The sequence below is a fragment of the Sphingomonas sp. OV641 genome (genome assembly GCF_900109205.1).
Classification (GTDB): Bacteria; Pseudomonadota; Alphaproteobacteria; order Sphingomonadales; family Sphingomonadaceae; genus Sphingomonas.
Genome location: NZ_FNZB01000001.1, coordinates 1775440 through 1800864 on the forward strand (window position 1 = coordinate 1775440; position 25425 = coordinate 1800864).

23 protein-coding genes are annotated in these 25425 nt (G+C 66.7%); 8 read left to right on the forward strand and 15 right to left on the reverse strand.

All coding sequences use genetic code 11. From position 1 onward, the window contains the following. Positions 1-109: 109 nt before the first annotated feature. The 8 genes from BMX36_RS22100 to BMX36_RS08505 all read right to left on the reverse strand — a co-directional run bounded on the left by BMX36_RS22100 (position 110) and on the right by BMX36_RS08505 (position 7127). Complete coding sequence (locus BMX36_RS22100; protein ID WP_256210702.1) at positions 110-238, reverse strand: hypothetical protein; 129 nt, start codon at positions 236-238, stop codon at positions 110-112. Beyond that, the gene (locus BMX36_RS08475; RefSeq protein WP_093064480.1) at positions 228-1649 is read right to left on the reverse strand and encodes a UDP-N-acetylmuramoyl-L-alanyl-D-glutamate--2,6-diaminopimelate ligase; all 1422 of its coding nucleotides are present in this window, start codon (positions 1647-1649) and stop codon (positions 228-230) included. Before BMX36_RS08475 ends, BMX36_RS22100 begins: the two co-directional genes overlap by 11 nt. Continuing rightward, the gene (locus BMX36_RS08480) at positions 1646-3361 is read right to left on the reverse strand and encodes a peptidoglycan D,D-transpeptidase FtsI family protein (protein WP_093064482.1); all 1716 of its coding nucleotides are present in this window, start codon (positions 3359-3361) and stop codon (positions 1646-1648) included. The genes BMX36_RS08475 and BMX36_RS08480 overlap by 4 nt, the downstream gene beginning before the upstream one ends. 5 nt (positions 3362-3366) lie before the next feature. Next, positions 3367-4026, reverse strand: coding sequence for a hypothetical protein (locus BMX36_RS08485; protein WP_066777002.1), 660 nt, complete (start codon positions 4024-4026; stop codon positions 3367-3369). Then, positions 4027-5001 (reverse strand): 16S rRNA (cytosine(1402)-N(4))-methyltransferase RsmH, encoded by a 975-nt coding sequence (gene rsmH / locus BMX36_RS08490; protein ID WP_093064484.1) that lies wholly within the window; start codon positions 4999-5001, stop codon positions 4027-4029. Next, on the reverse strand, positions 4998-5501 hold the full coding sequence (locus tag BMX36_RS08495) for a hypothetical protein (protein ID WP_066777122.1): 504 nt from the start codon (positions 5499-5501) through the stop codon (positions 4998-5000). Before BMX36_RS08495 ends, rsmH begins: the two co-directional genes overlap by 4 nt. A gap of 310 nt (positions 5502-5811) precedes the next feature. Continuing rightward, complete coding sequence (locus BMX36_RS08500) at positions 5812-6096, reverse strand: hypothetical protein (RefSeq protein ID WP_066777125.1); 285 nt, start codon at positions 6094-6096, stop codon at positions 5812-5814. A 50-nt stretch (positions 6097-6146) separates the two neighbouring features. Further along, a complete protein-coding gene (locus BMX36_RS08505) occupies positions 6147-7127 on the reverse strand; it encodes a cysteine synthase A (RefSeq protein WP_093064486.1) in 981 nt (326 codons plus the stop codon). Positions 7128-7283: 156 nt separating this feature from the next. On the opposite strand from BMX36_RS08505, the gene BMX36_RS08510 reads away from it, so the two are divergent. Together BMX36_RS08510 and BMX36_RS08515 are read left to right on the forward strand one after the other, a co-directional pair. Next, a complete protein-coding gene (locus BMX36_RS08510) occupies positions 7284-7766 on the forward strand; it encodes a DNA-deoxyinosine glycosylase (RefSeq protein ID WP_371262835.1) in 483 nt (160 codons plus the stop codon). 184 nt (positions 7767-7950) lie between these two features. Then, entirely contained in the window at positions 7951-8502 is a 552-nt protein-coding gene (locus tag BMX36_RS08515; RefSeq protein WP_066777012.1) for a hypothetical protein, read from the forward strand. Between the two features lie 142 nt (positions 8503-8644). Here the strand turns inward: BMX36_RS08515 and alaS are convergent, their stop codons facing one another. After that, on the reverse strand, positions 8645-11308 hold the full coding sequence (gene alaS / locus BMX36_RS08520) for an alanine--tRNA ligase (RefSeq protein ID WP_093064490.1): 2664 nt from the start codon (positions 11306-11308) through the stop codon (positions 8645-8647). A gap of 384 nt (positions 11309-11692) precedes the next feature. Beyond that, on the reverse strand, positions 11693-12064 hold the full coding sequence (locus BMX36_RS08525; protein WP_066777019.1) for a DUF4440 domain-containing protein: 372 nt from the start codon (positions 12062-12064) through the stop codon (positions 11693-11695). 110 nt (positions 12065-12174) lie between these two features. Here BMX36_RS08525 and BMX36_RS08530 point away from each other — a divergent pair, with 110 nt between their 5' ends. Continuing rightward, complete coding sequence (locus tag BMX36_RS08530) at positions 12175-12495, forward strand: YnfA family protein (protein WP_093064492.1); 321 nt, start codon at positions 12175-12177, stop codon at positions 12493-12495. 344 nt (positions 12496-12839) lie between these two features. Further along, positions 12840-14192: a dicarboxylate/amino acid:cation symporter gene (locus BMX36_RS08535; protein ID WP_066777128.1), complete on the forward strand. Its 1353-nt coding sequence runs from the start codon at positions 12840-12842 to the stop codon at positions 14190-14192. A 104-nt stretch (positions 14193-14296) separates the two neighbouring features. On the opposite strand, the gene BMX36_RS08540 is transcribed toward BMX36_RS08535, so the two are convergent. The 5 genes from BMX36_RS08540 to BMX36_RS08560 all read right to left on the reverse strand — a co-directional run bounded on the left by BMX36_RS08540 (position 14297) and on the right by BMX36_RS08560 (position 20488). Next, positions 14297-14929 (reverse strand): glutathione S-transferase family protein, encoded by a 633-nt coding sequence (locus BMX36_RS08540; protein WP_093064494.1) that lies wholly within the window; start codon positions 14927-14929, stop codon positions 14297-14299. Further along, positions 14926-15867 (reverse strand): class I SAM-dependent methyltransferase, encoded by a 942-nt coding sequence (locus BMX36_RS08545; protein WP_256210703.1) that lies wholly within the window; start codon positions 15865-15867, stop codon positions 14926-14928. Before BMX36_RS08545 ends, BMX36_RS08540 begins: the two co-directional genes overlap by 4 nt. Positions 15868-16408: 541 nt before the next feature. Then, positions 16409-17482 carry a recombinase RecA gene (recA, locus tag BMX36_RS08550; RefSeq protein WP_066777025.1) on the reverse strand — a complete coding sequence of 358 codons (1074 nt, stop codon included), beginning with the start codon at positions 17480-17482 and terminating at the stop codon, positions 16409-16411. 433 nt (positions 17483-17915) lie between these two features. Beyond that, positions 17916-19685, reverse strand: a complete 1770-nt coding sequence (locus BMX36_RS08555; RefSeq protein WP_093065410.1) for a lytic transglycosylase domain-containing protein — start codon at positions 19683-19685, stop codon at positions 17916-17918. Between the two features lie 35 nt (positions 19686-19720). After that, positions 19721-20488: a uracil-DNA glycosylase gene (locus tag BMX36_RS08560; RefSeq protein WP_093064496.1), complete on the reverse strand. Its 768-nt coding sequence runs from the start codon at positions 20486-20488 to the stop codon at positions 19721-19723. A 125-nt stretch (positions 20489-20613) separates the two neighbouring features. On the opposite strand from BMX36_RS08560, the gene BMX36_RS08565 reads away from it, so the two are divergent. Genes BMX36_RS08565 through BMX36_RS08580 form a run of 4 tightly spaced genes read left to right on the forward strand, consistent with a single transcriptional unit; the run spans position 20614 to position 25415 of the window. Beyond that, entirely contained in the window at positions 20614-22272 is a 1659-nt protein-coding gene (locus BMX36_RS08565; RefSeq protein WP_093064498.1) for an electron transfer flavoprotein-ubiquinone oxidoreductase, read from the forward strand. Continuing rightward, positions 22247-23860, forward strand: a complete 1614-nt coding sequence (locus BMX36_RS08570; RefSeq protein ID WP_256210704.1) for a tetratricopeptide repeat protein — start codon at positions 22247-22249, stop codon at positions 23858-23860. The genes BMX36_RS08565 and BMX36_RS08570 overlap by 26 nt, the downstream gene beginning before the upstream one ends. After that, positions 23857-24720: a 4-(cytidine 5'-diphospho)-2-C-methyl-D-erythritol kinase gene (locus tag BMX36_RS08575; RefSeq protein WP_093064500.1), complete on the forward strand. Its 864-nt coding sequence runs from the start codon at positions 23857-23859 to the stop codon at positions 24718-24720. The genes BMX36_RS08570 and BMX36_RS08575 overlap by 4 nt, the downstream gene beginning before the upstream one ends. Then, positions 24717-25415, forward strand: a complete 699-nt coding sequence (locus tag BMX36_RS08580) for an enoyl-CoA hydratase/isomerase family protein (RefSeq protein WP_093064502.1) — start codon at positions 24717-24719, stop codon at positions 25413-25415. The genes BMX36_RS08575 and BMX36_RS08580 overlap by 4 nt, the downstream gene beginning before the upstream one ends. Positions 25416-25425 lie beyond the last annotated feature (10 nt).

The window sequence follows — 25425 nt, forward strand, 5'->3', positions numbered from 1 at the left end:
CGGTGGAACTTGCGCATAATCTGCCAAGCGGCAGCGAACGTCACCCGCAACCGGCAGTAGCCGGGTGCCGCCCCGAGATGGAGCGCAGGATGGCGTCGCGCGCGCTGCTTCAACGCAGCCCGCTCACAGTCTCGCCCGTCACCAGTTCATATCGCAGGCCGAGGGTACGCCGCTCGCGGGGCGGCTTTGCACCTTCGCTGACGATAGGCTTCGACGGCACAACGAACTTACGCTTCACCTGCCACCTCCCTGGCTACATTGACGTCATCGAACGGGAGCACCAGATCGCCGACGATCTGCCCCTGTTCGTGCCCCTTCCCGGCGATCAGCACGATATCGTCTGCGTTCGCCTCCCGAACCGCGCGCCGGAGCGCCTCGCGCCGATCCCCGCATTCAATGGCGCCCGGCGCGCCCTTCAGGATCTCGGCGCGGATCGCCGCCGGCTGCTCGCTGCGGGGGTTATCGTCAGTCACGATTGCGAGATCCGCATGTGCGGCCGCGATCTGCCCCATCGGCTCCCGCTTTCCCTGGTCACGGTCCCCGCCGGCACCAAACACTAGGATGAGACGGCCGGCCACATGGGGCCGCAGCGCGGCGATGGCCGCCTCCAGCGCATCGGGCGTGTGCGCGTAATCGACATAGACCGGCGCGCCGCTCGGCGCGATTACCGCGCGCTCCAGCCGCCCGCGCACCGGCTGCAACCGTGCAAGCCCGGCGATCGTCTGGGCAGTGTCGCCGCCCGTGGCGATCACTAGGCCCGCCGCAATCATCGCATTGGCGGCCTGATAGGCACCGATCAGCGGCAGGGTGACGCGATGTTCCACTCCCCCGGCCAGGATCACCAGGCCTTGCCCCAGCAACGTCGGGTCGCGTGAAATCAACCGTAGGTCGTCCCCGTGCTCGCCAACCGTCAGCAGGCCGTTGCGACGGGCGCGCGCCAGATCGACGACGCGTTCCGAATGCGGATCGTCCACCCACACGACCACCGTGCCGTCGGGCGCGAGGACTTCGGAGAAGAGGCGCAGCTTGGCGGTGAAATATGCCGCCATGTCACCGTGATAGTCGAGATGATCACGACTGAGATTGGTGAACGCCGCAGCCGAGACGTGGAGCCCTTCCGTGCGGTACTGGGTCAGTCCGTGGCTGGATGCCTCGAACGCGAGATGGGTGACGCCCTCACGCGCGAGTCCGGCGACATTGGACAGGAAGGTGACCACGTCCGGCGTCGTCAGCCCGGTACCTACCCGTTCATCGGACGTGGTGACGCCCAAGGTGCCGATCGACGCTGCTGAATGGCCCGCCATTCGCCAGAGCTGGCGGGCGAGCTCAACGGTGGAGGTCTTGCCGTTCGTGCCGGTCACCGCCACGCACGTGGCGGGAAACGGCGCAAAGAAGCGCGCCGCCAGATCAGCAAAGCAGGCGCGCGGATTGTCTGCCGCGATGTGCGCGGCGCCCTTCACCTCGGCCTCGTGCCGGGCCACCACGGCAATTGCACCGGCGGCGATCGCCGCGGGGATGAAGTCTTCGCCGTTGACCCGTGCGCCCTCGAACGCACCGAACACATTACCCGGCGCGACCTTGCGATGATCGATCGCAAAGCCGGTCACCGTTGCCACTTCGCCGTTCCCGGTGAGCTCGCCGAGCTTCATTCGGCATCCACCTTCTTGTTGCCGGGCGCGTGCCAGAGCAGGCTTTGCAGCTCGCGAACATCGATGTCCCGCTGCGCGTCCGGAATGACCCCCAGCATCGCGCCGGTACGGCTGATGACGCGGCTGACGACTGGCGCGGCGGTATAGGCAGCCGTGGTCTGGAAAAGGTTTGCCTCCACGCGCTTCGGGCTGTCCATCATGGTGAGCACGACATAGCGCGGTGCATCCATCGGGAAGGCCGCGGCAAAGGTCGAGACGTTGCGGTTGTGCGCATAGCCGCCCTTTTCGGCCGCTTCGGCGGTGCCCGTCTTGCCGCCGACGCGATAGCCGGGTGCCTCTGCCTTTCGCCCGGTCCCGTCCGTCACAATCAGACGGAGCAGCTGCCGCATGCGGGCACTGGTCGTCTCGCTGATCACCCGGCGGCCCTTCGGGGCCGCGCCAGGTGCGACTTTCAGCAGAGTCGTCGGCCGCCAGACGCCGCCATTGACCAACGTCGCATAGGCATTGGCAAGGTGAAGCGGCGTCACGGCGATGCCATGCCCATAAGCCGTCGTCATCACCGTGGTGCGGGCCCAGAAGTGCGGCCACAGCGGGCGCCCTTTCTCGACCAGCTCGATATCGGGCTTGGTATCGAAGCCGAGCTTGCGGAACATGATCTGCATCCGCTCGGCGCCGATCTCATCCGCAATGCGCGCGGTGGCTATGTTGGACGAGTGGATCAGCGTTTCGGGGATGTTGAGCCAGCGGTTCTGCGCATGGTCGTCCTTGATCCGGAAACGACCCACCTGCAGCGGGGCGGTGGCATCGAAACGCCGAGACATGTCCGTGACCACGCCATTGTCGATGGCGGTCGCCATGGCGATCGGCTTGAAGGCAGAGCCCAGCTCGTACACGCTTTGGGTGACGGTATTCCGAAGCTGCTCGATCCCGGCCATGCCGACCCGGTTGGGATTGAACAGGGGCAGCGACACCATCGCGATCACTTCGCCGGTATCGACGTCGAGCACCACGCCGGCGGCGGCGCGCGCCTGCATGCTCGCCATCGATTGGCCAAGCTCGCTTTCCATCGCCGCCTGAACGCGGCTGTCGATCGACAGGATCACTGGCTTACCGGACATGGCCGGGTTCAGGAGGCGCTCGTCCAGCGCCCGCTCCATGCCCAGCCGGCCATGAACGGTCGGATCCTTCCGTGTCGTGCCGATGTAGCCGAGCACATGCGCCGCCAGGGTGGATTGCGGGTACAGGCGCTGCGTTTCGCGATCGAACACGATGCCTGGCTCACCGATGGCATTCACCGCCTGAACCAGCGCCGGAGACGCCCGGCGGTTCAGGTAGGTGAAGTTCACGTCCTTGGTGATCAGGCGATAGAAATGATGCTGGTCGCCGATATCCGGCATCAGGTCGGCCAGCTTCTTCGCAATATCGCTGCGGTCGCCCAGCAAGCGACGCGGATGGACACCGATCGTCCACGCGTCGATCGTTCGTGCGAGTTGCTGCCCATTGCGATCAACGATGTCGCCGCGCGGCGCCGTGCTGATGGCGGCGGTCCGCTGCGGTCCGCCATCGAAGGCCAGCATCGCCAGGCGCGCGATCACCAGCAGGATCGCCGCCCCGAACAGCAGCAATAGCACCATGAGGCGCATGTGCTGGGTCGCAAGCAGCGCCTGGCGCTGTTCGCTTACGCGCGCTGGGCGCGCTGCCCGGGCGACCATTGTGGTCAACGCAAGCGGCCCCGCTCGCTGCGAGCGCCGCTCATCAGATCACCAAGCGTCGCGTCGCTGAGCAGCGACTTGTCCAGCATCGCGACCGCGTGCGCCTTGCGGATGGAAGCGGTCGGCGCACCCGCTGCGGTCACTGACGCCTTGATGATCGCGGGACGAGCCGGCTCCGTCACCGCAGCCATCACCTTGACCGCCGAAGGGCGCGGAGCGGCGGGCCTGGCGGCGACCTGAACCAGAGTAGCCGTCGATGCGGCGGGCATCTCCTCAACTACGGCGGGCGCGATCTCAGCAGGGCGAGCAGGAACGATCAGCTGAGCGGTCTGAACGTCACCCTCGCCTCCTCCGGGCAGCAACGATCCCGGGCGGAAGCTGATGGCGGCAAGCTGCGCTTCGTCGCGCACGAACTGCGAGGCGGTCGGCGCGACCAGCGCCAGCGTATCGCCGTTCCAGCGCTCGAGCTGGGCGAGATTTGACCGCACGTCGAACTCCGTCTCGAGCGCGCGGATATCGCGCTCCGCCGAGCTGATCTTGGCGTCGATCTGCGCCAGCCGCTTTCGCTCAGCGGCCACCTGCAGGCTGACGAGATAGAAGCTCAGCGACACGATCACCACGCCGCCGAACCACCCAAGTCCTTTCAGTCGATACGCCGCCGTCATTTACTCGTCTCCACTCGCAGCCCGCCCCGCCACATCTATTTCGTTTTCGCCCCATGCCGGCGCAGCCGTCCGGCGCGCCGCCCGCAGGGTCGCGGATCGGGCACGCGGATTGCGCGCCACCTCCGCCGCCGTCGGACGCACCGCCCGCCCGAGAACCTCAAATGTCGGCTGGCGCGTATCCACGGCCGCCGGCCGATGACGCGATCCCGCCGGCGTTCCGCCGCTCCGCTCGCGAAGGAAACGCTTGATCATGCGGTCCTCCAGCGAGTGAAAGCTGACGACCGCCAGCCGCCCGCCCGGCGCGAGCGCCCGCTCCGCTGCGGCCAGCCCGGCCGCCAGCTCATCAAGCTCGCGGTTCACATGAATGCGCACCGCCTGAAAAGCGCGGGTCGCCGGATCCTTCTTGTCATGCGGCCGATGGCCCAGAGCCTTGCGTACCACGCGGGCGAAATCGCCAGTCGTCGTTAGCGGCCGTGCCGCCACGATCGCGCGCGCCACCCGCCGCGACTTCGGCTCCTCGCCATAGCGCCACAGCACGTCCGCGATGTCCGCCTCATCGGCATTGTTGAGGAAGTCGGCGGCGCTTTCCCCTTCCTGGCTCATCCGCATGTCCAGCGGACCGTCCTGCTGGAACGAGAAGCCGCGCGCCGCCTGGTCGAGGTGCATGGACGACACGCCGATATCCATCGTGATACCGTCCACCGGCGCTGCGCCACGCGCGGCCAGCTCCCGATCCAGCCGGGAGAACTCCGATGCCACGAGGATCAGGCCAGCCTCGGACGTTTCCAGCTCGCGCCCTGCCGAGATCGCGTCAGGATCGCGATCAAAGGCGAACACGCGCGCGCCGAGCCCCAGCAATGCGCGGGTATATCCCCCGGCACCAAAGGTGGCATCGACCATGGTTTCGCCAGGCGCAGGGGCGAGCGCCGTCAGCACTTCCTCCAGCAGGACCGGGATGTGAGGCGCGCCGCTCACAGCGCGATGCCCTTGTCGCGGCACATGATGGTCGCGTGACGCTTCACCATCTCGTCGACGCCATCGTGCGCGATCAGCGCACGGGGATCCCAGATCATGAAGCTTTCATAATCGCCCAGGAAGAACGCGATGTCGCTGATGGTCGCCAGTTCGCGCTCGGCCGCGGGCAGGATGAAGCGGCCGCTGCCATCGAACGGCACAGGCTCGACCGACGCGCCGCGCATGCGGGGCGCGTAATAAGCAGCGGAGCCGGTGTGCGTGCCGGCCTCGTTCTGGCGCTGGATCAGCTGGTTCTTGGCGAATTCGATATAGCCGCGATCATGCGCGATCAGGCAGGGGAAATCGGGGTGGACCCCAACCAACACGGTGCCGCCATCCTTGCCGTCAGGCCGGGGCGCATTCTGGGCGAGGGCCGCCCGTAGGGTGCTGGGAATGGCGACACGGCCCTTGTCATCGACAAGGCCGACCCCCTTCCCAAGATAATCCACCCGTTCCGACACGCCCACCTCGCACAAGGCGCGCAAGAGACCCTGTCCCGAAAAGCGGCCTTCACCGCCCTCCGGCTGTCGCAACTTGCAGACAACAGTGGTCCTGCCCCTCTGTCGCTAAACAAGTACCAGCGACCGTCGGGGATGGGAAGGGAAATTCGGGGAAAATCGGGGAAACGAACTCAGCCTGGCGAGAATCTTCCACTCTCGGCCAGACAGTTTGCCCAGCGTTCATGATCAGTTCCGCCGGCAGCGAACGAAAACTCGGCCAAACAGCGCCGGAACGGGGCGCCCGCCCATGATTTCCCCGAGCATCCCTGAATCATTGCGGCATCTCGGCGGGAGCAGGAGTCGGCTCAGCGGTGCTCGGGGCCACGCCGAGCTGTGCAAGTGGCTCGTTGTCGGCGTCGTCGATCGGCGAGGTCGTGTTGACGGCCGTCATGTTGGCGACCTCGGCCGCGCTGGTCGCGGCCGAGGCAGGCTGCTGACGGTTCGCGGCGCTGAACAGCGCGCTGGCCAAGCCGATCAGAAGGATCACAGCGGCGAGGCCGACCATGCCGACCCGAACGCGCTGCATCGCCTGGCTGGAGGTTGCGCCTTGCTTCATCACGTGCCGCGACTCTAACGCGGGGTCACGCACTTGTCGAATTTTGCTTGTCAAGACCGTGCCGACGCCAATCCCTTCGACTCGCGCCAGGTGGGGTTGTAGAGCGTGGACAGGTACCGAAAGCCGGTGTCGCACAGGATCGTGGCCACTCTCTTGCCGGGCCCCAATGCCTTGGCGAGGCGGACCGCGCCGGCGACGTTGATCCCGGATGACAGCCCAAGGCAGAGCCCCTCCTCCGACAGCAGTCGGTCGACCCACTCCAGGCCCTCGGCATCCGAAATCCGGAATTGTGTGTCGATCGGCGCACCCTCGAGGTTCGCGGTGATGCGCCCCTGACCGATGCCCTCGGCAACGGACGAGCCCTCGCTCTTCAACTCGCCATGGGCATAATATTCGTAAAGCGCCGCGCCATGCGGATCGCTGAGCGCGATCGTGATGCCTTCATCCTTTTCCTTGAGGCCGAGCCCAACCCCGGCAATGGTGCCACCAGTACCCGCGGCACAGGTGAAGCCGTCGATCCGTCCGTCCATCTGCGCCCAGATCTCCTCTGCCGTACCGACGATATGAGCGCGGCGATTGGCGATATTGTCGAACTGGTTAGCCCAGACGGCGCCGGGCGTTTCCTCCGCGATGCGGCGGGACTGGTGCACGAAATGACAGGGGCTGGAATAAGGCGCCGCCGGCACCGTTACGAGCTCGGCGCCGAGCGCCCGCAGTGTCTCCATCTTTTCCTTGGATTGCGTGTCCGGCATCACGATAATGGTGCGATAACCCTTGGCGTTCGCCACCAGCGCCAGGCCAATGCCGGTATTGCCGGCCGTCCCTTCCACAATAGTACCGCCGGGCTGAAGAGCGCCACGCGCCTCCGCATCCTCGACGATGAATAGCGCCGCGCGGTCCTTCACGCTGGCGCCGGGATTAGCAAACTCACACTTGCCGAAGATGTCGCAACCTGTTGCCTCACTAGGCCCCTTGAGGCGGACGAGCGGTGTGTGACCAATGAGCGAAAGCGTATCTGGAGCAGTGTGCATGATCTATAGATGGCCCGGCGGGCTCGACCCGGCAACCGCAGCTTGCTCTTTGCGACCCGATAGTCTTGCTACTCACACCTGCATCGGACGGTATTCAATCACTTACGCACGATTGTCAGGCAAGCCGCCCAGGTCGAGAGGCGAAGAAGCGTGACGTTGAAATCCTCTTTCCCGCCCGTCGTCGCGCCCGATGCCCGCGTACTCGTTCTTGGCAGCCTTCCGGGCGAACGAAGCTTGGCCGAACGCCGTTACTATGCACATCCCCAAAATCAGTTCTGGGACCTCATGGGACCGGTCGTGCGCCTCGACCTCACGATGATGGGCTATGAGGCGAGGCTCGACGCGCTCCGGGCGGCGGGCATCGCCTTGTGGGACGTCGTCGCGCGCGCCCGGCGGATCGGCAGCACGGACGCGACGATCCGGGACGCGGCTGCGAACGACCTTCCGGGCTTGCTTGATCGGCTGCCAGAACTGCGCGCGGTCGCCTTCAATGGCGGAAAAGCGCTGTCGCTGGGCCGACCTTTGATCGCGGAGCGGGGTCTTGCGGTGCTTGCCCTGCCCTCGTCCAGTCCGCTCCACACGATCGGGCGCACCGCCAAACAGCCGGCATGGGACGCGATCGCCGCCTACCTCGACTGAAAATGCTCGAGAAACGCATCGGCATATAGCGTTGACCACAACCTGCGGCGGCGCCGGATAACTGCAGAAGCTGACGAGACGCGCTCCGCTCACCCTCCGAAGGGCTCGACCCGCCGAGTGTGGCTTGCGCGGAACCGGTACGCGGCGGCCTCGTTGCCATGTTGAACAATCACGAGGAGTGACCATGCACCGTTACGCATTTCTGCTGCTTGCTGCGGCCACGCCGCTTGCCGCCAATGCGCAGGACACCCAGGCACCCGCCCCTGCCGCTCCTGCAACCGCCGCGGCAGCCCCGGCGGCCGGCGCTGCGCCCACGGTCGGCGCCACCATCTATGACGCGCAGGGCGGCACCGTCGGCACCGTCGCCTCCACGGACGGCACCAATGCGGTGGTCGACACGGGCACCGTCAAGGCGGCAATTCCGCTCAGCTCTTTCGGAAAAGGGCCCAATGGTCCGGTACTTGCCATGACCAAGGCAGAGCTGGAAGCGGCAGCTGGACAGGGCGCCGCGCAGGCCGCGCAGAGCTTCCAGTCGCAGCTGACGACGGGCGCCACCGTATACGGCGTGGCCGGCACGTCGCTCGGGACGATCAAGGCCGTGGAAGCGGAATTCGTGACGCTCACCACGGCGAAGGGCGACGCCCGGCTGCCGATCGGATCGTTCGGCCCGGGCCCCAAGGGCGTGACGATCGGCATGACCGCCGCGCAGCTTGACGCGGCAATGGCCCCCAAATGAACGAACGGCCGCGGGGCAGATCAGCCCCGCGGCCTTATTCTACGGCCTGCTTTCAGAGCAAAACAGGCCGGAACCGGAGATTTACGGCCAGCATTGTCGGACGTCGCGCGTTCGGGAAGGCGCGGCGCCGTCAGTCAGTGCCTCAGGCGACCGCTTTTGCCTCTTCCAGCGCCACGCGCACTGCCGACAGCGCCTCATCGGCCTTGTCACCATCCGGGCCGCCGCCCTGCGCCATGTCGGGCCGCCCGCCGCCGCCGTGGCCACCGACCGCCGCCACGGCGCGCTTCACCAGATCGACCGCATTGTAGGTAGCGACCAGATCATCCGTGACGCCAACCGCGACGGTCGCGCGGCCATCGTTCACCGCGACCAGCGCCGCGACACCCGAGCCGATCCGCTTCTTGGCATCGTCCACAGCGCCGCGCAGACCCTTGGCCTCGAAGCCGTTCAGCACTTGGCCGACAAATGCCACGCCGCCGACACTTTCCGGACCGGCCGGCGCACCACCGGCGCCGCCGCCCATCGCCAATGCCTTCTTGGCCTCGGCAAGCTCACGCTCCAGCCGGCGCTTCTCCTCCAGCAGCGACGCGACGCGGCCCGGCACCTCATCAGGCGTGGTACGCAGCGCAGACGCGGCCTCGCGCAGCTTGTCGTCGCGAGCCGAGAGATAGGCACGCGCGGCCTCGCCGGTCAGCGCCTCGACCCGGCGGACGCCAGACGAAACCGCACCTTCGCCGATCACCTTGAACAGGCCGATGTCGCCCAGCGCATTGACATGGGTGCCGCCGCAAAGCTCGATCGAATAGGTTTCGCCGCCATCCGCGGTGCCCATCGACACGACGCGAACCTCGTCGCCGTACTTTTCGCCGAACAGCGCCATCGCGCCCATCGCGATCGCATCGTCCGGCGTCATCAGCCGGGTGGTGACGGCGCCGTTCTGGCGGATCTTGGCGTTCACCGCAGCTTCGGCATCGGCCAGTTCCTCGGCGCTCATCGCACTTGAATGGCTGACGTCGAAACGCAGGCGATCGGGCGCAACAAGCGAGCCCTTCTGCGCGACATGGGTGCCGAGCCGCTTGCGCAAAGCCTCATGCAGCAGGTGAGTGGCGGAATGGTTGGCGCGGATCGCGGCGCGGCGGGCGACGTCGATCGCGAGCTTCACCGTATCGCCGACCTTGATCTCGCCGGCGCTGAGCGTCGCGTGATGGACCCAGAGCTTGCCGAGCTGCTTGGACGTATCGCGCACTTCGGCAGCCAGGCCATTGTCGCTGCCGATCGTGCCGGCATCACCGACCTGCCCGCCACTTTCGCCATAAAAGGGCGTCTGGTTGACGATCACGTCGACCTCGTCGCCGGCCGCCGCCTTCTGCACCCGCGTGCCATCCTTGACGAGCGCAAGCACCACGCCCTCGCCCACATCGCTGGCATAGCCGGTGAACTCGGTCGCGCCGACTTCCTCGGCAAGGTCGAACCACAATTCGTCGGACGCCTTGGCACCCGAACCCTTCCACGCAGCACGAGCGGCGCGCTTCTGCTCGGCCATGGCGGCGTCAAAGCCGAGCCGGTCGACGCCGAACGACTGGGCGCGCAGCGCGTCTTCCGTCAGATCATAGGGGAAGCCGAAGGTGTCGTAGAGCTTGAACGCGGTTTCGCCCGGCAGCACGTCGCCCGGCTTCATGCCCGCCGTCGCCTCGTCGAGCAGCTTCAGGCCCTTGTCGAGCGTCTGGCGGAAGCGCGTTTCCTCCTGCTGCAACGTCGCCTCGATCAGCGGCTGGGCGCGGACGAGTTCAGGGTAAGCGGCGCCCATCTCGGCGACCAGCGCCGGCACCAGGCGGTGCATCAACGGCTCCTTGGCGCCGAGCAGATGCGCATGGCGCATCGCGCGGCGCATGATGCGACGAAGAACGTAGCCGCGACCGTCGTTGGCCGGCAGCACGCCATCGGCGACGAGGAAGCCGGACGTGCGCAGGTGATCGGCGATCACGCGGTGGCTCGCCTGATTGTCCCCGGTCGTCGGCGTATGGGTCAGCGCCCCCGACGCGGCGATCAGCGCCTTGAACGTGTCCGTATCATAATTGTCGTGCACGCCCTGCATGACGGCTGCGATCCGCTCCAGCCCCATGCCGGTGTCGATGGACGGGCGCGGCAGATCGCCGACGATCGTGTCGGCTTCCTGCAGGAATTGCATGAAGACGAGGTTCCACACCTCGACGAAGCGGTCGCCATCCTCGTCCGGCGAGCCGGGAGGGCCACCAGGGATATGATCGCCATGATCGTAGAAGATTTCACTGCACGGCCCGCACGGACCATCCGAGCCCATCGCCCAGAAATTGTCCTTGGTCGGGATGCGAATGATGCGGTGATCGGGAAGACCGGCGATCTTCTTCCACAAATCGAATGCCTGATCGTCGGTGTGATAGACGGTTGCGGTCAGCTTATCGGCGGGGAGCCCCCATTCCTTGGTCAGCAGCGTCCAGGCGTGGGTGATCGCCTGTTCCTTGAAGTAATCGCCGAACGAGAAATTGCCGAGCATCTCGAAGAAGGTGTGATGCCGGGCGGTATAGCCGACATTGTCGAGATCATTGTGCTTGCCGCCCGCGCGCACGCACTTCTGCGCGCTGACCGCGGTGGAATAAGGGCGGGTCTCGAGCCCGGTGAAGACATTCTTGAACGGCACCATGCCCGCGTTGACGAACATCAACGTGGGATCGTTCTGCGGCACCAGGGGCGCCGAGGGCACGATGCTGTGCCCGGCCGAGCCGAAGTAATCGAGGAAGCTGCGGCGGATGTCATTCGTCGAGGTCATGACCCGCGACTTAATAGGGGATGCGCGCGGTGACTAGCGTTTGTGTTCGGGCGGGATGTCGTGCGCGCGTGGTTGGGGCAGATGACGGTGCTGCCCTTCTCCCTAGGCCGTCACGGATGCGCGGCTCAGCCCTTGGCCGCGGCGCCTAGGATCGGGGCATCGACTGCTGACGCTGCCCAACCCGACAGACATCATGCTCGAGCCGCCGCATCGTGGTGGTGGAATAGGCGACATCGTCCTCGGCATCGCATTGCGTGCCAGCCTTGTTCCGAAACTGGCCCCGGCCTTCGCCGGGGAGGCGGATCAAACTGGCTGGATCACGCAGTAGCGGCACGGTGGACGCTGAACGCACTCAGCATGACGCCATATTGTGGGATGGGCCGCTCAGCCTTCGGCGGCGCCGCCCGCGATCGGGGGCAGCGTCTGTTGATGCTGAACCACCCGCCAGACATCATGCTCCAGCCGCCGCATCGTGGTGGTGCAATAAGCGACATAATCCTCGCCATCGCGGTGAGCCGCTGCCTTGTATGCGATGGTGATCAGCCCTTCCTGCGGGCGCATCACCTGCTGTTCGCTGAAGTCGACATCCGACCAGCGGGGTGTATTCGCCACCGCCTCGATCGCGGCGTCTGACTTGTACACGAAGGGTTGCGCCGGCAGCACCATGACGCATTCATCATCGACCAGCTCGCGATAGACATCCGCGTCGCCGGTCCACAGGCTCTTCTCGAAGCTCCAGATGCGTGCGTCTTCCATGGTCCGTCATCTCCTCTTGGCCCAAGAGCGAAGCGCCGCCGCGATCGTTCCCTGCACGATGATCAGCGGGCGGCTGGCCCGGCCGTTCCGCTTGCGGCACAAGCGAACGCATGTCCCTTTTTGCCTTTATCGGTGCGGCCGTGGCGGAGATTGCCGGCTGCTTCAGCTTCTGGGCATGGCTGAGGCTCGATCGGTCGCCGTGGTGGCTGGTGCCCGGTGTCGCCGCCCTGTGCCTCTTCGCCTATCTGCTGACGCTGGTGGATGCCGATCACGCCGGCCGCACCTATGCCATTTACGGCGGCGTCTATATCGCCACGGCATTGGTGTGGCTCTGGCTGGCGGAGGGCGTGCGGCCGGATCGCTGGGACTTGACCGGTGCCGGTATCTGCCTGGTCGGTGCGGCGACCATCCTGTGGGGGCCGCGCAGCTAGAGCCAGATTCACCTGATCCGGACCAGCGCCCCGGCCTCCGCTGGGGCGCCGGCATTGCTTGTTTCAACTCAGGTAAATTTGGCAACAGCGGTCTGTGACGGCGGGAGCAGGGCCGTAAAGTGCGGCGCTGTCGCCACATATCGGCCGTTTTGGCAAGGCGATCGCGACGCCATCGGTGCTGCGCGATTGATGCGCGGGCTTGACCTAGCCCCGGCAATCCCCTTCACCGTGCAAAACAGCCGTCGCCGTCCGCCGCATGCCTGCCGAAGAGCCGCATCCTTCCCGAAGGAGCGCCGACAGGGTGCAATCCAGGGATGCGGCGGTTCCACGATGACGGAGCATACATGGCCAAGCGGCTGACCCTGTATATCATGATCGGCCTGGTGGCGGGAATCGTGCTCGGCCTGTCGCTGAACGGGCTGATCGACGATGGCTCGCCGGCCGCCGCCGCCCGGCTGAGCGAGATCGCCGGCTATTTCTCGATCGTCACGGCGGTGTTCCTGCGGCTGATCAAGATGATCATCGCGCCTCTGGTCTTCGCGACCCTCGTGGCGGGCATCGCGCATATGGGCGACACCGCGGCGCTGGGGCGGATCGGCATCCGCGCGGTCGGTTGGTTCATCTGTGCCAGCCTGGTCAGCCTCACGCTCGGCCTGTTCCTCGTGAACCTGTTTCAGCCGGGCGTCGGCCTCGATTTCCCGATCCCGCCGGTGACCGAGGCAAGCGGGGTGGAAAAGGCGGCCTTCAACCTGAAGGACTTCTTCACCCACGTCTTCCCCGCTTCCGGCATCGACGCGATGGCGAAGAATGAGATTCTCCAGATCGTGATCTTCTCGATCTTCATCGGCGTCGCCATCACGGCGGTGGGCGAGAAGGCCGCGCCGCTGGTGCGCGGGATCGAGGCGCTGGTGCAGGTGATGCTGACCGTCACCAATTATGTCATGCGCTTGGCACCCCTCGCGGTGTTCGCCGCGGTGACCGGCACGTTGGCCGAGCGCGGACCGTCGATCATCGGCAATCTCGCCTATTTCATGGGCACCTTCTACCTTGGCATGATCATCCTGTGGCTGCTGCTGATCGGCATTTGCTACGTGATCGTTGGCCGCCGCACGACCTTGCTGGTGCGCTATGTGCGCGAGCCGCTGCTGCTCGCCTTCTCCACCGCGTCGTCCGAAGCGGCCTATCCGCGCACGCTGGAGGCGCTGGACAAGTTCGGCGTGCCGCCGCGCATTGCCAGCTTCGTGCTGCCGCTGGGATATAGCTTCAACCTCGACGGCTCGATGATCTACATGACCTTCGCGACGATCTTCATCGCGCAGGCCTATGGCATCGATCTCAGCCTCGGGCAGGAGATCACCATGCTGCTGGTGCTGATGATCACCAGCAAGGGGATCGCCGGCGTGCCGCGCGCCAGCCTGGTGGTGATTGCGGCAACGCTTGGCTTTTTCAACATCCCGGAGGCCGGGCTGCTGCTGATCCTGGGGATCGACCATTTCCTCGACATGGGCCGTTCCGCCACCAACGTCGTCGGCAATGCGGTGGCGAGCGCGGTGATCGCGAAATGGGAGGGCAAGCTCGATCCGCTCGAGCCGGATGCCATCGAGGGCCCCGCCGCGCCGAGCGGGCATGGCCCGGCGCATGCCACGGACAGCCTGCACGACACGCCGTCGCTCGGCACGGCCGACCGGCACGCCTGAGCGGGTGCGATATGCCGGGGTGAAACGGGCGCGGCAGGCGACGGCGGCGGGCGCCTGACGAGCGCCGCGCCCTTCCCTCCCGCGCGCGTCAGGCCCTTCGCGGCTCAGGCATAATCATACAGTCCTCCCGCGCGCAGCGCCGCCTGATAGGCCGGGCGAGCGTGGACCTTTTCCAGCCAGGCAATCGTCGCGGGACGGGAGGCATTCAGGCCGGCACGAGTGCGTGCCGCCTCCAGCGGAAAGCTCATCATCACGTCTGCCGCGGTGAGCGCATCGCCGGCGAACCATTGATGCCTGGACAGATGCGCCTCCACGAAATCGAGATGGGTCTCGATCCAGGGGCGGATCCGCTTCTGCGCCGTCTTGCCGAACAAGGGCACGCGGCTGAGCACCAGGGTGACGAGCAGCGGCGGCATCAGCGAGCCTTCGGCATAGTGAAGCCAGTAGCGGTAATCGAGCGCCGCCGTCCGGTTCGCCGGCGCACCGAGCCGACCGTCGGCCTTGTCGACCAGATATTCGACGATCGCGCCTGTTTCCGCGATCACGCGCCCGCCATCGCCGCTGTCCTCGATCACCGGAGACTTGCCGAGCGGATGCACCTTGCGAAGCTCCGGCGGGGCGAGCATCGTCTTCTTGTCGCGTTCGTAGCGGCGCACTTCATAGGGGAGCGCCAGTTCCTCCAGCATCCACAGCACCCGCTGCGACCGAGAATTTTCCAGATGGTGAACGATGATCATGTGGCTTTCCCCCGCGCGTGCGCCGTGACGATCCAGGCAGCGGCGGGAAAGTCCAGCACCTCCCCCGTCACCTGTTCGGCAAGCACAACGCGCAACCGCTCCAGCAGTGCCGGGCGGTCGGCATCAGCGGCTTCGGCAAGCGCGCGGGACACGGGGCCGATGCGCCGGAAGAAATCGGCAGCATCGCCGGCGGCGTCCCGCCCCTCGCCGGCACGATAAAGATAATCGGTGGGCGTCAGCGCCACATCGACGAAGCCGGCGTCCAGCAGCAGCCGTTCCACCCGATCAGGATCGGCAAAGGCAAAGGGACCGGGAGCGTAGCCGATCGGTGAATCGAGCCGGCCGCCGATTGCCGCGATGGTGCGCGAGGCCCAGGGGTTCTCTGCCGCGCCACGGAAGCAGGAGAAGACCAGAGGCGCTCCCGGGCTCAGGGCCGCCGCAATGCCGCGGAAGGCGGCGGCGGGATCATCGAAGAACATGACGCCGTGACGCGAGACGGCCAGGTCAAACGGGGCATGGGCATCCAGCGCCTGCGGCACCATGCCGGTGGCGAAGCGCAGATTATCCAGCCCATGCTGCGCCGCCCGCTCCTGCGCCACGGCAATCAGGGCGGCGGAAAGATCGACACCCAGGATGTCGAGTCCAGGGCGTGCCGCAGCCAAGGCGAGGCTGGTGACCCCGGCGCCGCAGCCCAGATCGACGGCATGGCCGGTTTCGGGAGCGAGGGCGAGGATAGCGGCGTCAAGCTGGCGCGAGAGCGCGGCGAAGCTGCGATCCGTACGGCGCCACTCGGCGGCCCAGACGTCGCCGACACGAGTCTGCCAGTCAGGAGCGGCGGTCATGAACATGGTCCTTTCATTGTCGAAACGGATGTGCCGTGCCGACTGGCAAAGGGAAAGGGCAGCGACGGTGACGCGGATGTCGTGGCTGTCGGGCATCGTGGGAGCGCGCCCATCCCGATGGGCCGGCTTGTAAGGCCCGCGGCGTCCAGGAGCGCGGACGAGATCAGTCCTTTGCGCATGCGTGGCCAAAAAGAATGGCTGCGGAATAGCTTGCGAAGATCGCATGTGGTCGGACCAGCGCGTGCGGTCTGCCATTTGGTGGATCTTATGATCCGGGGAAATCGGCGCAGGGCGCCAGAGCCCGCTGACGGCGGAGAACGGGACGCCCACCCGCGTTATCGCGCAAATGCGCGCGGGATCGGTCGAGTCTCCGCCACTTTCTTACGTGGGCAAGGGTTCTCCGCCGCAGATCCTCAGCGGCCTTGGGGATGGCGGGCCAAGCCCGACATGAGGAGGTGGGATCTGCAACGTCGCGCCTACGAGGGCGGTGATTTAGATCTGATGCTTCGGACGTCGCGCCTGCTCTTTTGTAGCAACGCACCGCGATGCGGCCTGCTGATGAGAGGGCCCGCAACAAACAAAGGGCCGATCACCTGACGGTGACCGACCCTTCATGATGTCTGCCGCGGGCGGCGGATCAGATGTCGTCGTCTTCCGACGGACCAGCCATCAGCTCCTCGCTGAGGCCTTCCTGGCGCATGCGGATGGACCGCTCCAGACGCTCTGCGACTTCCTTGTTCTCCCGCAGGTAATTCTTCGCATTCTCCCGGCCCTGGCCGATGCGGATCGAATCATAGCTGAACCAGGAACCGGACTTTTCGACGAGCCCGGCCTTCACGCCAAGGTCGATGACCTCGCCGAGCTTGGAAATGCCTTCGCCGAACATGATGTCGAACTCGACCTGCTTGAACGGCGGCGCGACCTTGTTCTTCACCACCTTCACGCGGGTCTGGTTGCCGGTCGCCTCGTCACGATCCTTGATCGAGCCGGTGCGGCGCACGTCGAGACGCACGGAGGCGTAGAACTTCAGCGCATTGCCGCCGGTCGTGGTCTCGGGCGAGCCGTACATCACACCGATCTTCATGCGGATCTGGTTGATGAAGATGACGAGGCAGCGCGAACGGCTGATCGTGCCGGTCAGCTTGCGCAGCGCCTGGCTCATCAGGCGGGCCTGGAGGCCGACGTGGCTGTCGCCCATCTCACCCTCGATTTCCGCACGCGGCACCAGCGCGGCGACCGAGTCGACCACCAGCACGTCGATGGCGTTGGAGCGCACCAGCGTGTCGACGATTTCCAGCGCCTGCTCGCCGGTGTCGGGCTGGGAAACGATCAGCTCATCAATGTCGACGCCAAGCTTCTTGGCATAGCTGGGATCAAGCGCGTGTTCCGCGTCGACGAACGCGGCCATGCCGCCCGCCTTCTGCGCCTCAGCAATGGCGTGTAGCGCGAGCGTGGTCTTGCCCGAGGATTCCGGGCCGAAGATCTCGACAATACGGCCGCGCGGCAAGCCGCCGACGCCAAGCGCAATGTCCAGCCCGAGGCTGCCGGTCGACACCACCTCGACCTTCATCGCCTCCTTCTGGCCCAGCTTCATTGCCGAGCCCTTGCCGAACGCGCGATCAATCTGCGCGAGGGCGGCGTCGAGCGCCTTTTGACGATCCGAGTTCGCGCTTGCCATGTTGTTCGGGATCACCTTCAGATTGGCGGCCATTGATAAGCCCTTTCGCTAAAGCAAGCGCGCGAACCGTTCAACGCGTGAACGCCATGTATTACCTTTGTTCCGATGGAACAAGAGTGGAACAGAGGTATTTTGTTGGACGAAGCGCTTTAGCTAGGGTTTGATCCAGCCAGATTGATCCGCCTCCCCGACGAAGGCAGGGGCCCAGTTGCGCGACAAAGCTGGCGGGCACACCGGATTTTGCCAACGCTTTCCCACCTAGCCCCCGGCCTTCGCCGGGGAGGTGCCTCCAGGAGCCTGGGTCAATCCCTAGACATGCCCCCGACGCCATCGGCCTGCAAAGCATGAGCAGTCATGTACGCTGAGCAGTGGATCCCGGCACAACGCCGGCACGACACAGCTGGCGGGCGCTATAGGCGTCGCACAGGCCTCGCACATGGCGTGGGTGACGAGCCCCCAGCCGACGTCAGGGCGCGCTAGCGACCGTGGTGGTCGATGCGGGGGATACGGCGGCATTGGCAGCAACCGTGTTCCCCGCCGGGCGATTGGCGATGCGGATCGCCGGATCGCCCTTCATGCCAGGAAAACGCGGCCACATGCCCTGCGCGAGTGCAGCGCGGCTGACCGACTGCTTGCGCCCGGTCTGCCCCTCATACATCCAGTAATTGCGCATGACGGTGACGACATAGCCACGCGTCTCCCAATAAGGGATGCTTTCGATGTAAAGCAGCGGATCGCCATTGTCGCGAACCAGCGAGTTCCACTCGCCGACCGGCTTCGGCCCGGCATTATAGGCAGCGATCACCTTGGGCAGCAGGCCCTGGGTCAGCCCCATGTCACGCAGTTTTTCCAGGTGCCGCTGACCGATGTCGATATTGGTCGACGGGCGGGTCAGCGCCGACTTGTCGACCGATATGCCGCGCTCGCGCATGTAATCGGTCGCGGCGGCGGGCATGATCTGCATCAGGCCATAAGCGCCGGCCGGCGACACCACCTTGTTGCGGAAGCCCGATTCCTGCAGCGTATGGGCGTAGACCAGTGCCTTGTCGATCCGCCAGCCGGTGTCGGGCGTCCAGTTCGGCGTGGGATAACGCGTCTCCGCCGTGGCGACGAAACCCTGCGGGCAGTTATGCGCAAGCCAGACCACGCTCGCCGGCAGGTTCATCTGCTCCGTCACGCGCATCAGGCTGGCGAACTCCGTCGCCGGGCCGATCTTCGCCTGCTGACGGATCACCTGATCGGCGGCCTCGGTTTCGCCGATCTCCGCCAGTGCCGCCGCGACGCGTACATTCGGCCGACGCTCCAGGTTCGCCCAGTCGCTGGTCACCTTCTGCGGCTTGACCGCCGCGGTCTGCATGCCGAGCGACTGGCGCGCCAGCTGGCCGTAGAAGGTCTCGCCATATTGCGCCGCACTCTTCAGCCGCGCCTCGATCCGGTCCGGACGGCCGCAGGTCATGTCTGCGCGGCTCGCCCAGTAGAGGCCGGCGGCGCGCATGTCGGTATCGCCGGCACTGGCCGAGACGGACTGGAAGCCCTCCGCCGCAGCGGCGCAATCATTCTGCCGCCAGGCCGCGAGCGCGGAGGTCCAGCGCGCATGGGTGGCCCAATCGCCCTGCCCTGCGGCCGCCTTGTCTCCCAGGCGACGCGCATCGCCGTCCAGCCCCTGAAGGAAATAGATCCACGCCACGCGCGATTGCCATTCGGTGGTCGCTTCGGGCGTCAGGCCGCCGGTGGACTCGAGCAGGGCCTCGGCCTCCCGCCCCATGTCGCCTTTCACATACGGCTGCATGCGATCGGCGAGGTCGGCGGCGATCGCATCGCTGCGGGTGGCCTTGGCACGAACGCGGATCGGGGCGCCGTCCTGCCAGATGAGCCGCTGATGCACGGGAAGCTGCGGCAGCTCCGCGGCACCGCGCACCTTGGCAAGGCGGGCAATCGCCTCCGCCTGCGGCAGTTCCGGCGCCTCGGTCAGGAGGCGGACGAGCGGGTCGAGCTCGATACGGGGCGAGCCCTTGGCCGTGTAGAGCTCGGCGCGGGCGTAGCTGTGCAAGGGCCCGGGCGCCATTGCGTCCAGCCCGATCTGAGCGTCCTGCCAGCGCTCTTCGCGGATGGCGGCGAAGACCGCGCGATACTGGGTACGCTGCTCGGCGGTGAGCTGCGAAGGGAGCGAGGGCATGGCCGAAGTGGCGGCACCACGCGCCGCCGACGGCTCGGCAGCAGCCACCGCCGGCGTCATGGCAGCGATGGACACGGCGGCAAGCAACACCCGGTTCACTTCAATCCCCCCATCAACATCTGCAAATCTTTCCAAGCCTCGGCCTTCAGGGCGGGGCGCTCCAACAGCATGCGCGGATGGAAGCTCGCCACGACCTCGCCCTGACTGTCCTTCTTATGGTTAAGCGCGTGCAAACGTCCGCGCGCCTGCATCACATTCGCCGACAGAATGGCACGGCTCGCCGCATCACCCATCACGAGCAGCCGCCGCGGCGCCGCAAGAGCGACGTGATGGCGCGCGATGTCCGCGAGCTGGCTCTCCATGTCCCGCGGCAGACGACCGGCTGCCGGACGGGCGGCACACAGGCTGGCGAGATGGACATCGGCGCGGCTGCGACCGATCGCCGCCAGCATGCGGTCGAACAGGCGACCGGCAGCTCCGCCGAGCAGCGAATCAGACGAATCGCGCTCGGGGCAGTCGATCAGGATCATGATGTCGGCGTCCGCCGGGCCGGTCGCCGGGATCAGTGGCACGCCCCAGCCTGCCTCCGGCGCAGCGCTGCCCGTGCGCCATGTCAGCAGCTCGGCAATGGCGGCCGGCATCGCGACGTTCGGCGACGGCGCCGCCTCGCCCGCGCGGGCCGCCGGGGCGAGTGATGCGAGGGCGGGCGATAGCGGGGCGAGCGGGGCCACGAGCTCCGCCGGCTCGGGCGTGAGCCAGTCGAACGGTTCGTCGCCAACCAGCACGTCCACGCCGGCATCGCGCCACCATTCCATTGCGCTTGCCGCGGCTTGCCGCCATTCGATGTTCTGGTCTGCCCCCATATATCGGCGACTAAGCCTTATGGTTGACGTGGCGGTCAATTCGCTCGACAGCCGTGAAAGACGGAACGTTGCCGGCATGCGCCCGAACGCGGGGGCGATGGGCGGGTTGGCAGATGGAGAGAGTAATGAGCGAACGCGAGTCGATGCCGTATGATGTTGTGATCGTGGGTGCGGGGCCGGCGGGCCTCAGCGCGGCGATCCGGCTGAAACAGCTCGCGGCGGAGAAAGAGGCCGACATTTCGGTCTGCGTGCTTGAAAAGGGCAGCGAGGTCGGCGCGCACATCCTGTCGGGCGCGGTGATCGATCCGCGCAGCCTGGACGAGCTGCTCCCCAACTGGCGCGAGGACGGCTGCCCGCTGGCCGAAGTGCCGGTGACTCAGAACATCCACTGGGTGCTGACGAAGGGCGGCAAGTTCAACCTCCCCCACCTGTGGACCCCGCCGTTCCTGCACAACAAGGGCACCTATACCGGCAGCCTGGGCAATCTGTGCCGCTGGCTGGCCGGCAAGGCCGAAGAGCTGGGCGTCGAGATCTTCCCGGGCTTCGCCGCGGCCGAGATCCTGTTCAACGAGGATGGCAGCGTGAAGGGCGTCGCCACCGGAGACATGGGCGTGGCGCGCGACGGCACGCACAAGCCCGACTATCAGCCGGGCCTCGAGCTGCACGCCAAATACACCTTCTTCTCCGAAGGTTGCCGCGGGCACCTGTCTAAGGAGCTGATGCGCATCTTCGACCTGCGCGCCGATTGCGACCCGCAATCCTATGGCCTTGGCATCAAGGAACTGTGGGACATCGACCCCGCGCTGCACGAACCGGGCAAGGTGATCCACACGCAGGGCTGGCCGCTCAGCGAGAGCGAGACAAACGGCGGCGGCTGGATCTATCACCAGGCGAACGGACAGGTCAGCCTCGGCCTCGTCACCTGGCTGAACTATTCCAACCCCTACGTCTTCCCGTTCGCCGAGATGCAGCGGTGGAAGACACACCCGGAGATTGCCGCGCTGCTGAAGGGCGGCAAGCGCGTCAGCTATGGCGCCCGCGCGATCTCGGATGGCGGGCTCCAGTCGATCCCCAAGCTCGTGTTCCCGGGCGGCGCGCTGATCGGTGACAGCGCGGGCTTCCTTAACGTTCCGCGGATCAAGGGCACGCACACGGCAATGAAGAGCGGCATGATGGCCGCCGACGCTGCTGCGGATGCGATCCTGTCGCAGCGCCAGAGCGACGAGCTGACCGCCTATCCCGCCGCCTTCGACGCCTCATGGGTGAAGAAGGAGCTGTCGATTGTCCGCAACGTCGCGCCGCTGGTGAAGAAGTTCGGTGACTTCATGGGCTCGGGCATTGCCGGCATCGCGATGTGGATGGAGCATTTCGGCCTGAAATGGCCGTTCACCATGAAGCAGCATGCCGACCACGAGACGCTGTGGCGCAAGGATCTGGCGAAAAAGATCGACTATCCCAAGCCCGATGGCGTGCTGACCTTCGATCGCCTGTCCTCGGTGTTCCTGTCGAACACCAATCATGAGGAGGATCAGCCGATCCACCTGACGCTGAAGGATCCCAATGTCCCGGTCGAATACGACCTGCCGCTCTATGACGAGCCGGCACAGCGTTACTGCCCCGCCGGCGTGTACGAGATCGTTGGCGAGGAAACGGGCGATCCGAAGTTCGTGATCAACGCGCAGAACTGCGTCCACTGCAAGACCTGCGACATCAAGGACCCGACGCAGAACATCAACTGGGTAGTGCCCGAGGGCGGCGGTGGCCCGAATTATCCGAACATGTAAGCTGACCGGCGCGGCGGCGGCCGGGCTGGCGCTGGGCCTGGCGTCGATGCCCGCCCGGGCTTCGACGCCGGACCTGCTCGCCTATATGCAAGCCCGCGCGGCGGATGGCGACGGGGCGGCACAGGTGGCCGCCGGTCGCTACGCCGATGCGCTAGCCGCAACGCCGGGCGACGCTGGCGTCGCGGCCTATGCCTATCGTCAGGCGATCGCGGCCGGCGACCTGAAGCTAGCACTCGACGCGGCGGTGACGCTGGGGACGGCGGCGCCGGCAGATGCCGATCTGCTGATCCTCGCCAGCGCGGCCGCGCACGACGATCTGGCAGCGGCGCAAGCGGCGATCGGGCGCCTGCGCACCGGGCAGCTCGCCGTTCTGGCGCAGCCGCTTGCCGCCTGGCTGGCCTTCGCGCGCGGCGAGGATCCGCTGCCGCTGCTCGCCGCGGCGCGCGAAGACACGGTGGCGCGCCGCTTTGCCAGCGAGACGCGGGCCCTGATCCTCATCGCGCAGGGCCATGACGGCGAGGGGCTGGCGACACTCCGCGCCGTGCTGGGTACCGGCCAAGCAAGCGAAGACATCAGGATCATCGCGGCGCGGCTGCTGATCGGCATGGGAAAGGTGGCGGATGCGCGCACCCTGCTGACCGGGGACGCCGCGCCGATCGCGGCGCTGCGCGCACAGCCCGGCACAGGCAGCAAGCCGTCGCTGGGCTTCGGCATGTCCGCGCTCCTCACCCGCGTGGTGACGGACCTGATCGTCGGGCCGCCCGGCCCGCTGCCACTCGCCATGGCGCAGGCGGCCGCCATCGCCGATCCGGCCAACGATCGCGCACGTCTGCTGCTCGGCTATGCGCTTGGCCGCGCCGGTGAGACGAACCGGGCGCTCGCCACGTTGGCGACGATCGGCGACGACAGCCCCTATGCCCAGGCGGCGCGCGGCGGGCGGATCCAGATACTCGCCGGCGCCGACCGCACGGACGAGGCGCTGACCGACGCCGCCGTACTGGCGAAGAGCGGAAATCCCGCCGCTTTGCAGCGCTACGCCGATCTGCTGATGAGCGCCGACCGGCCGGCCGAGGCCGCCCCCGTTTATCGCCGCATCATCGATCAGGCGAAGGGAGCGGCCGACTGGTCCGTCTGGCTGCAATATGGCGCCGCGCTGGACGAAGCGGGCGACTGGCCGCGTGCGCATCGCGCGCTGCAGGAAGCGGTGCGGCTCGCACCGGAGGAGCCGCTGGCGCTCAACTATCTGGGATATGCGCAGATCGTGCATGGCGAGCCGGTCGGCCCGGCGCAGGCGCTGCTGGAGAAGGCGAGTCGGCTGAAGCCAGAGGATGCCGCGATCACCGACTCGCTGGGCTGGGCTTATTATCTTTCCGGGGAGCCGAAGCGCGCATTGCCGCTGATCGAGCGTGCCGCCGCTGCCTCGCCAACCGATATCGAGGTGAATGAGCATCTTGGCGACGTCTACTGGGCCATCGGGCGACGCTTTGCCGCCCGTTACGCCTGGCGCGCCGCGAAGGTGGCGGCGGACACGGAGAGCGCCGAGCGACTGTCCGCCAAGATCGCCAACGGGCCAGCGCCGCGCCCATGACCCTTCAAACTGCGATCGTGGAGCCGGCCCCGGCCAAGCTGAACCTTGCGCTGCATGTGCGCCGGCGCCGTGCCGACGGCTATCACGACATCGAAACCCTGTTCGCATTTTGCCGTGACGGGGATCAGGTGACGCTGGTGGATGGCGCGGCGGACCGGTTCCGCATCACCGGGCCATTCGCTGCGGCGCTGGGCGGCTCGGCAGCCGGAGGCGCTTCGCCCGCTTCCGCCGACGACAATCTGGTGGTTCGCGCGCTGCAAGCGTTTCGCGCCGTTTTCGCCGTGGACCAGCCGCATGACATCACGCTGGAAAAGAACCTGCCCGTCGCATCTGGGATCGGCGGTGGATCCGCGGATGCGGCGGCCACGCTTCGGGCGCTTGCCCGGCGGCATGGCATCCCCACAGATGACCCGCGTCTGGTAGACATCGCCGCCGGTTTAGGCGCCGACGTACCGGCATGTCTGTCCGGCCAAACGGCTTTCGGCACGGGCAAGGGCGACGCGCTGGTGCCACTGGGTTGCTGGCAGGGAACACCCGTCCTGCTGGTCAATCCAGGAGTCGGCGTATCAACCGCCGCCGTTTTTCGCGGATGGGACGGCGTGGATCGTGGGGCGCTCGATCCAAACAGGCCCGAGAACGGCCGCAACGATCTGGAACCCCCTGCCCGCACGGTGGCGCCAGTGATAGCAGACGTCGTGGCGTTGCTGGAAACGCAGCCGGGCGTGACGCTGGCGCGCATGTCGGGCTCGGGCGCGACCTGCTTCGCGCTGTTCGAAGAGGCGGCGGATCGCGACGCCGCCGGCCGCGCCGTAACGGCAACATGTGCGGATTGGTGGCAGCTGGCGACGACGCTGGCATGATCACGCTGGACCGAATGGGCGCCGTCACCCGCCTGACGATGAACCGCCCGGAACGCCGCAATGCCATGGGCACCGCGCATTGGCTGGCCTTCGCCGAAGCGGTGGCACAGGTGCCGCGCGATGCGGCGGTGGTGCTGCTCAGATCCGCAGTGCCGGGCACATTCTCGGCCGGCGCCGATCTTAAGGAGATTGCCGGGCTGGCCGATGCGCCCGAGGATCGCGCGCCGTTCCGTCTGGCCCTGCGCGCCGCCGCCGACGCGCTAGTGGATCTGCCCATGCCGGTCGTCGCTTCAATCGAGGGTGGGTGCCATGGCGCCGGCTTCGCGCTGGCGCTGGCGGCGGACCTGCGGATTGCCAGCCCGGCGGCGCGCTTCGCCATCCCGCCCGCGAGGCTCGGCATCGGCTATCCCGCAGAGGATCTTGGCCGTTTGAGCGCCCTGGTCGGCCCGGGACAGGCCGCGCGGCTGCTGTTCACCGCCGAGACGATCGATGCGACCGAGGCGCATCGCATCGGGCTGGTGGAAGCGATCGGCGACGGGGCGGTGGTGGCGGACGCGATCGCCGCCAATGATCCGGCCGCACTCGTCACGCTGAAGGCAATGCTGCGCGATCCTGCCGATCCCAAGCATGGCCGAGCCTTTGAGGACAGTTTCGGCAGCGCGCGTTTCCGCAGCGGGACGCAACGCTATCGTTGATCGCGAGCGG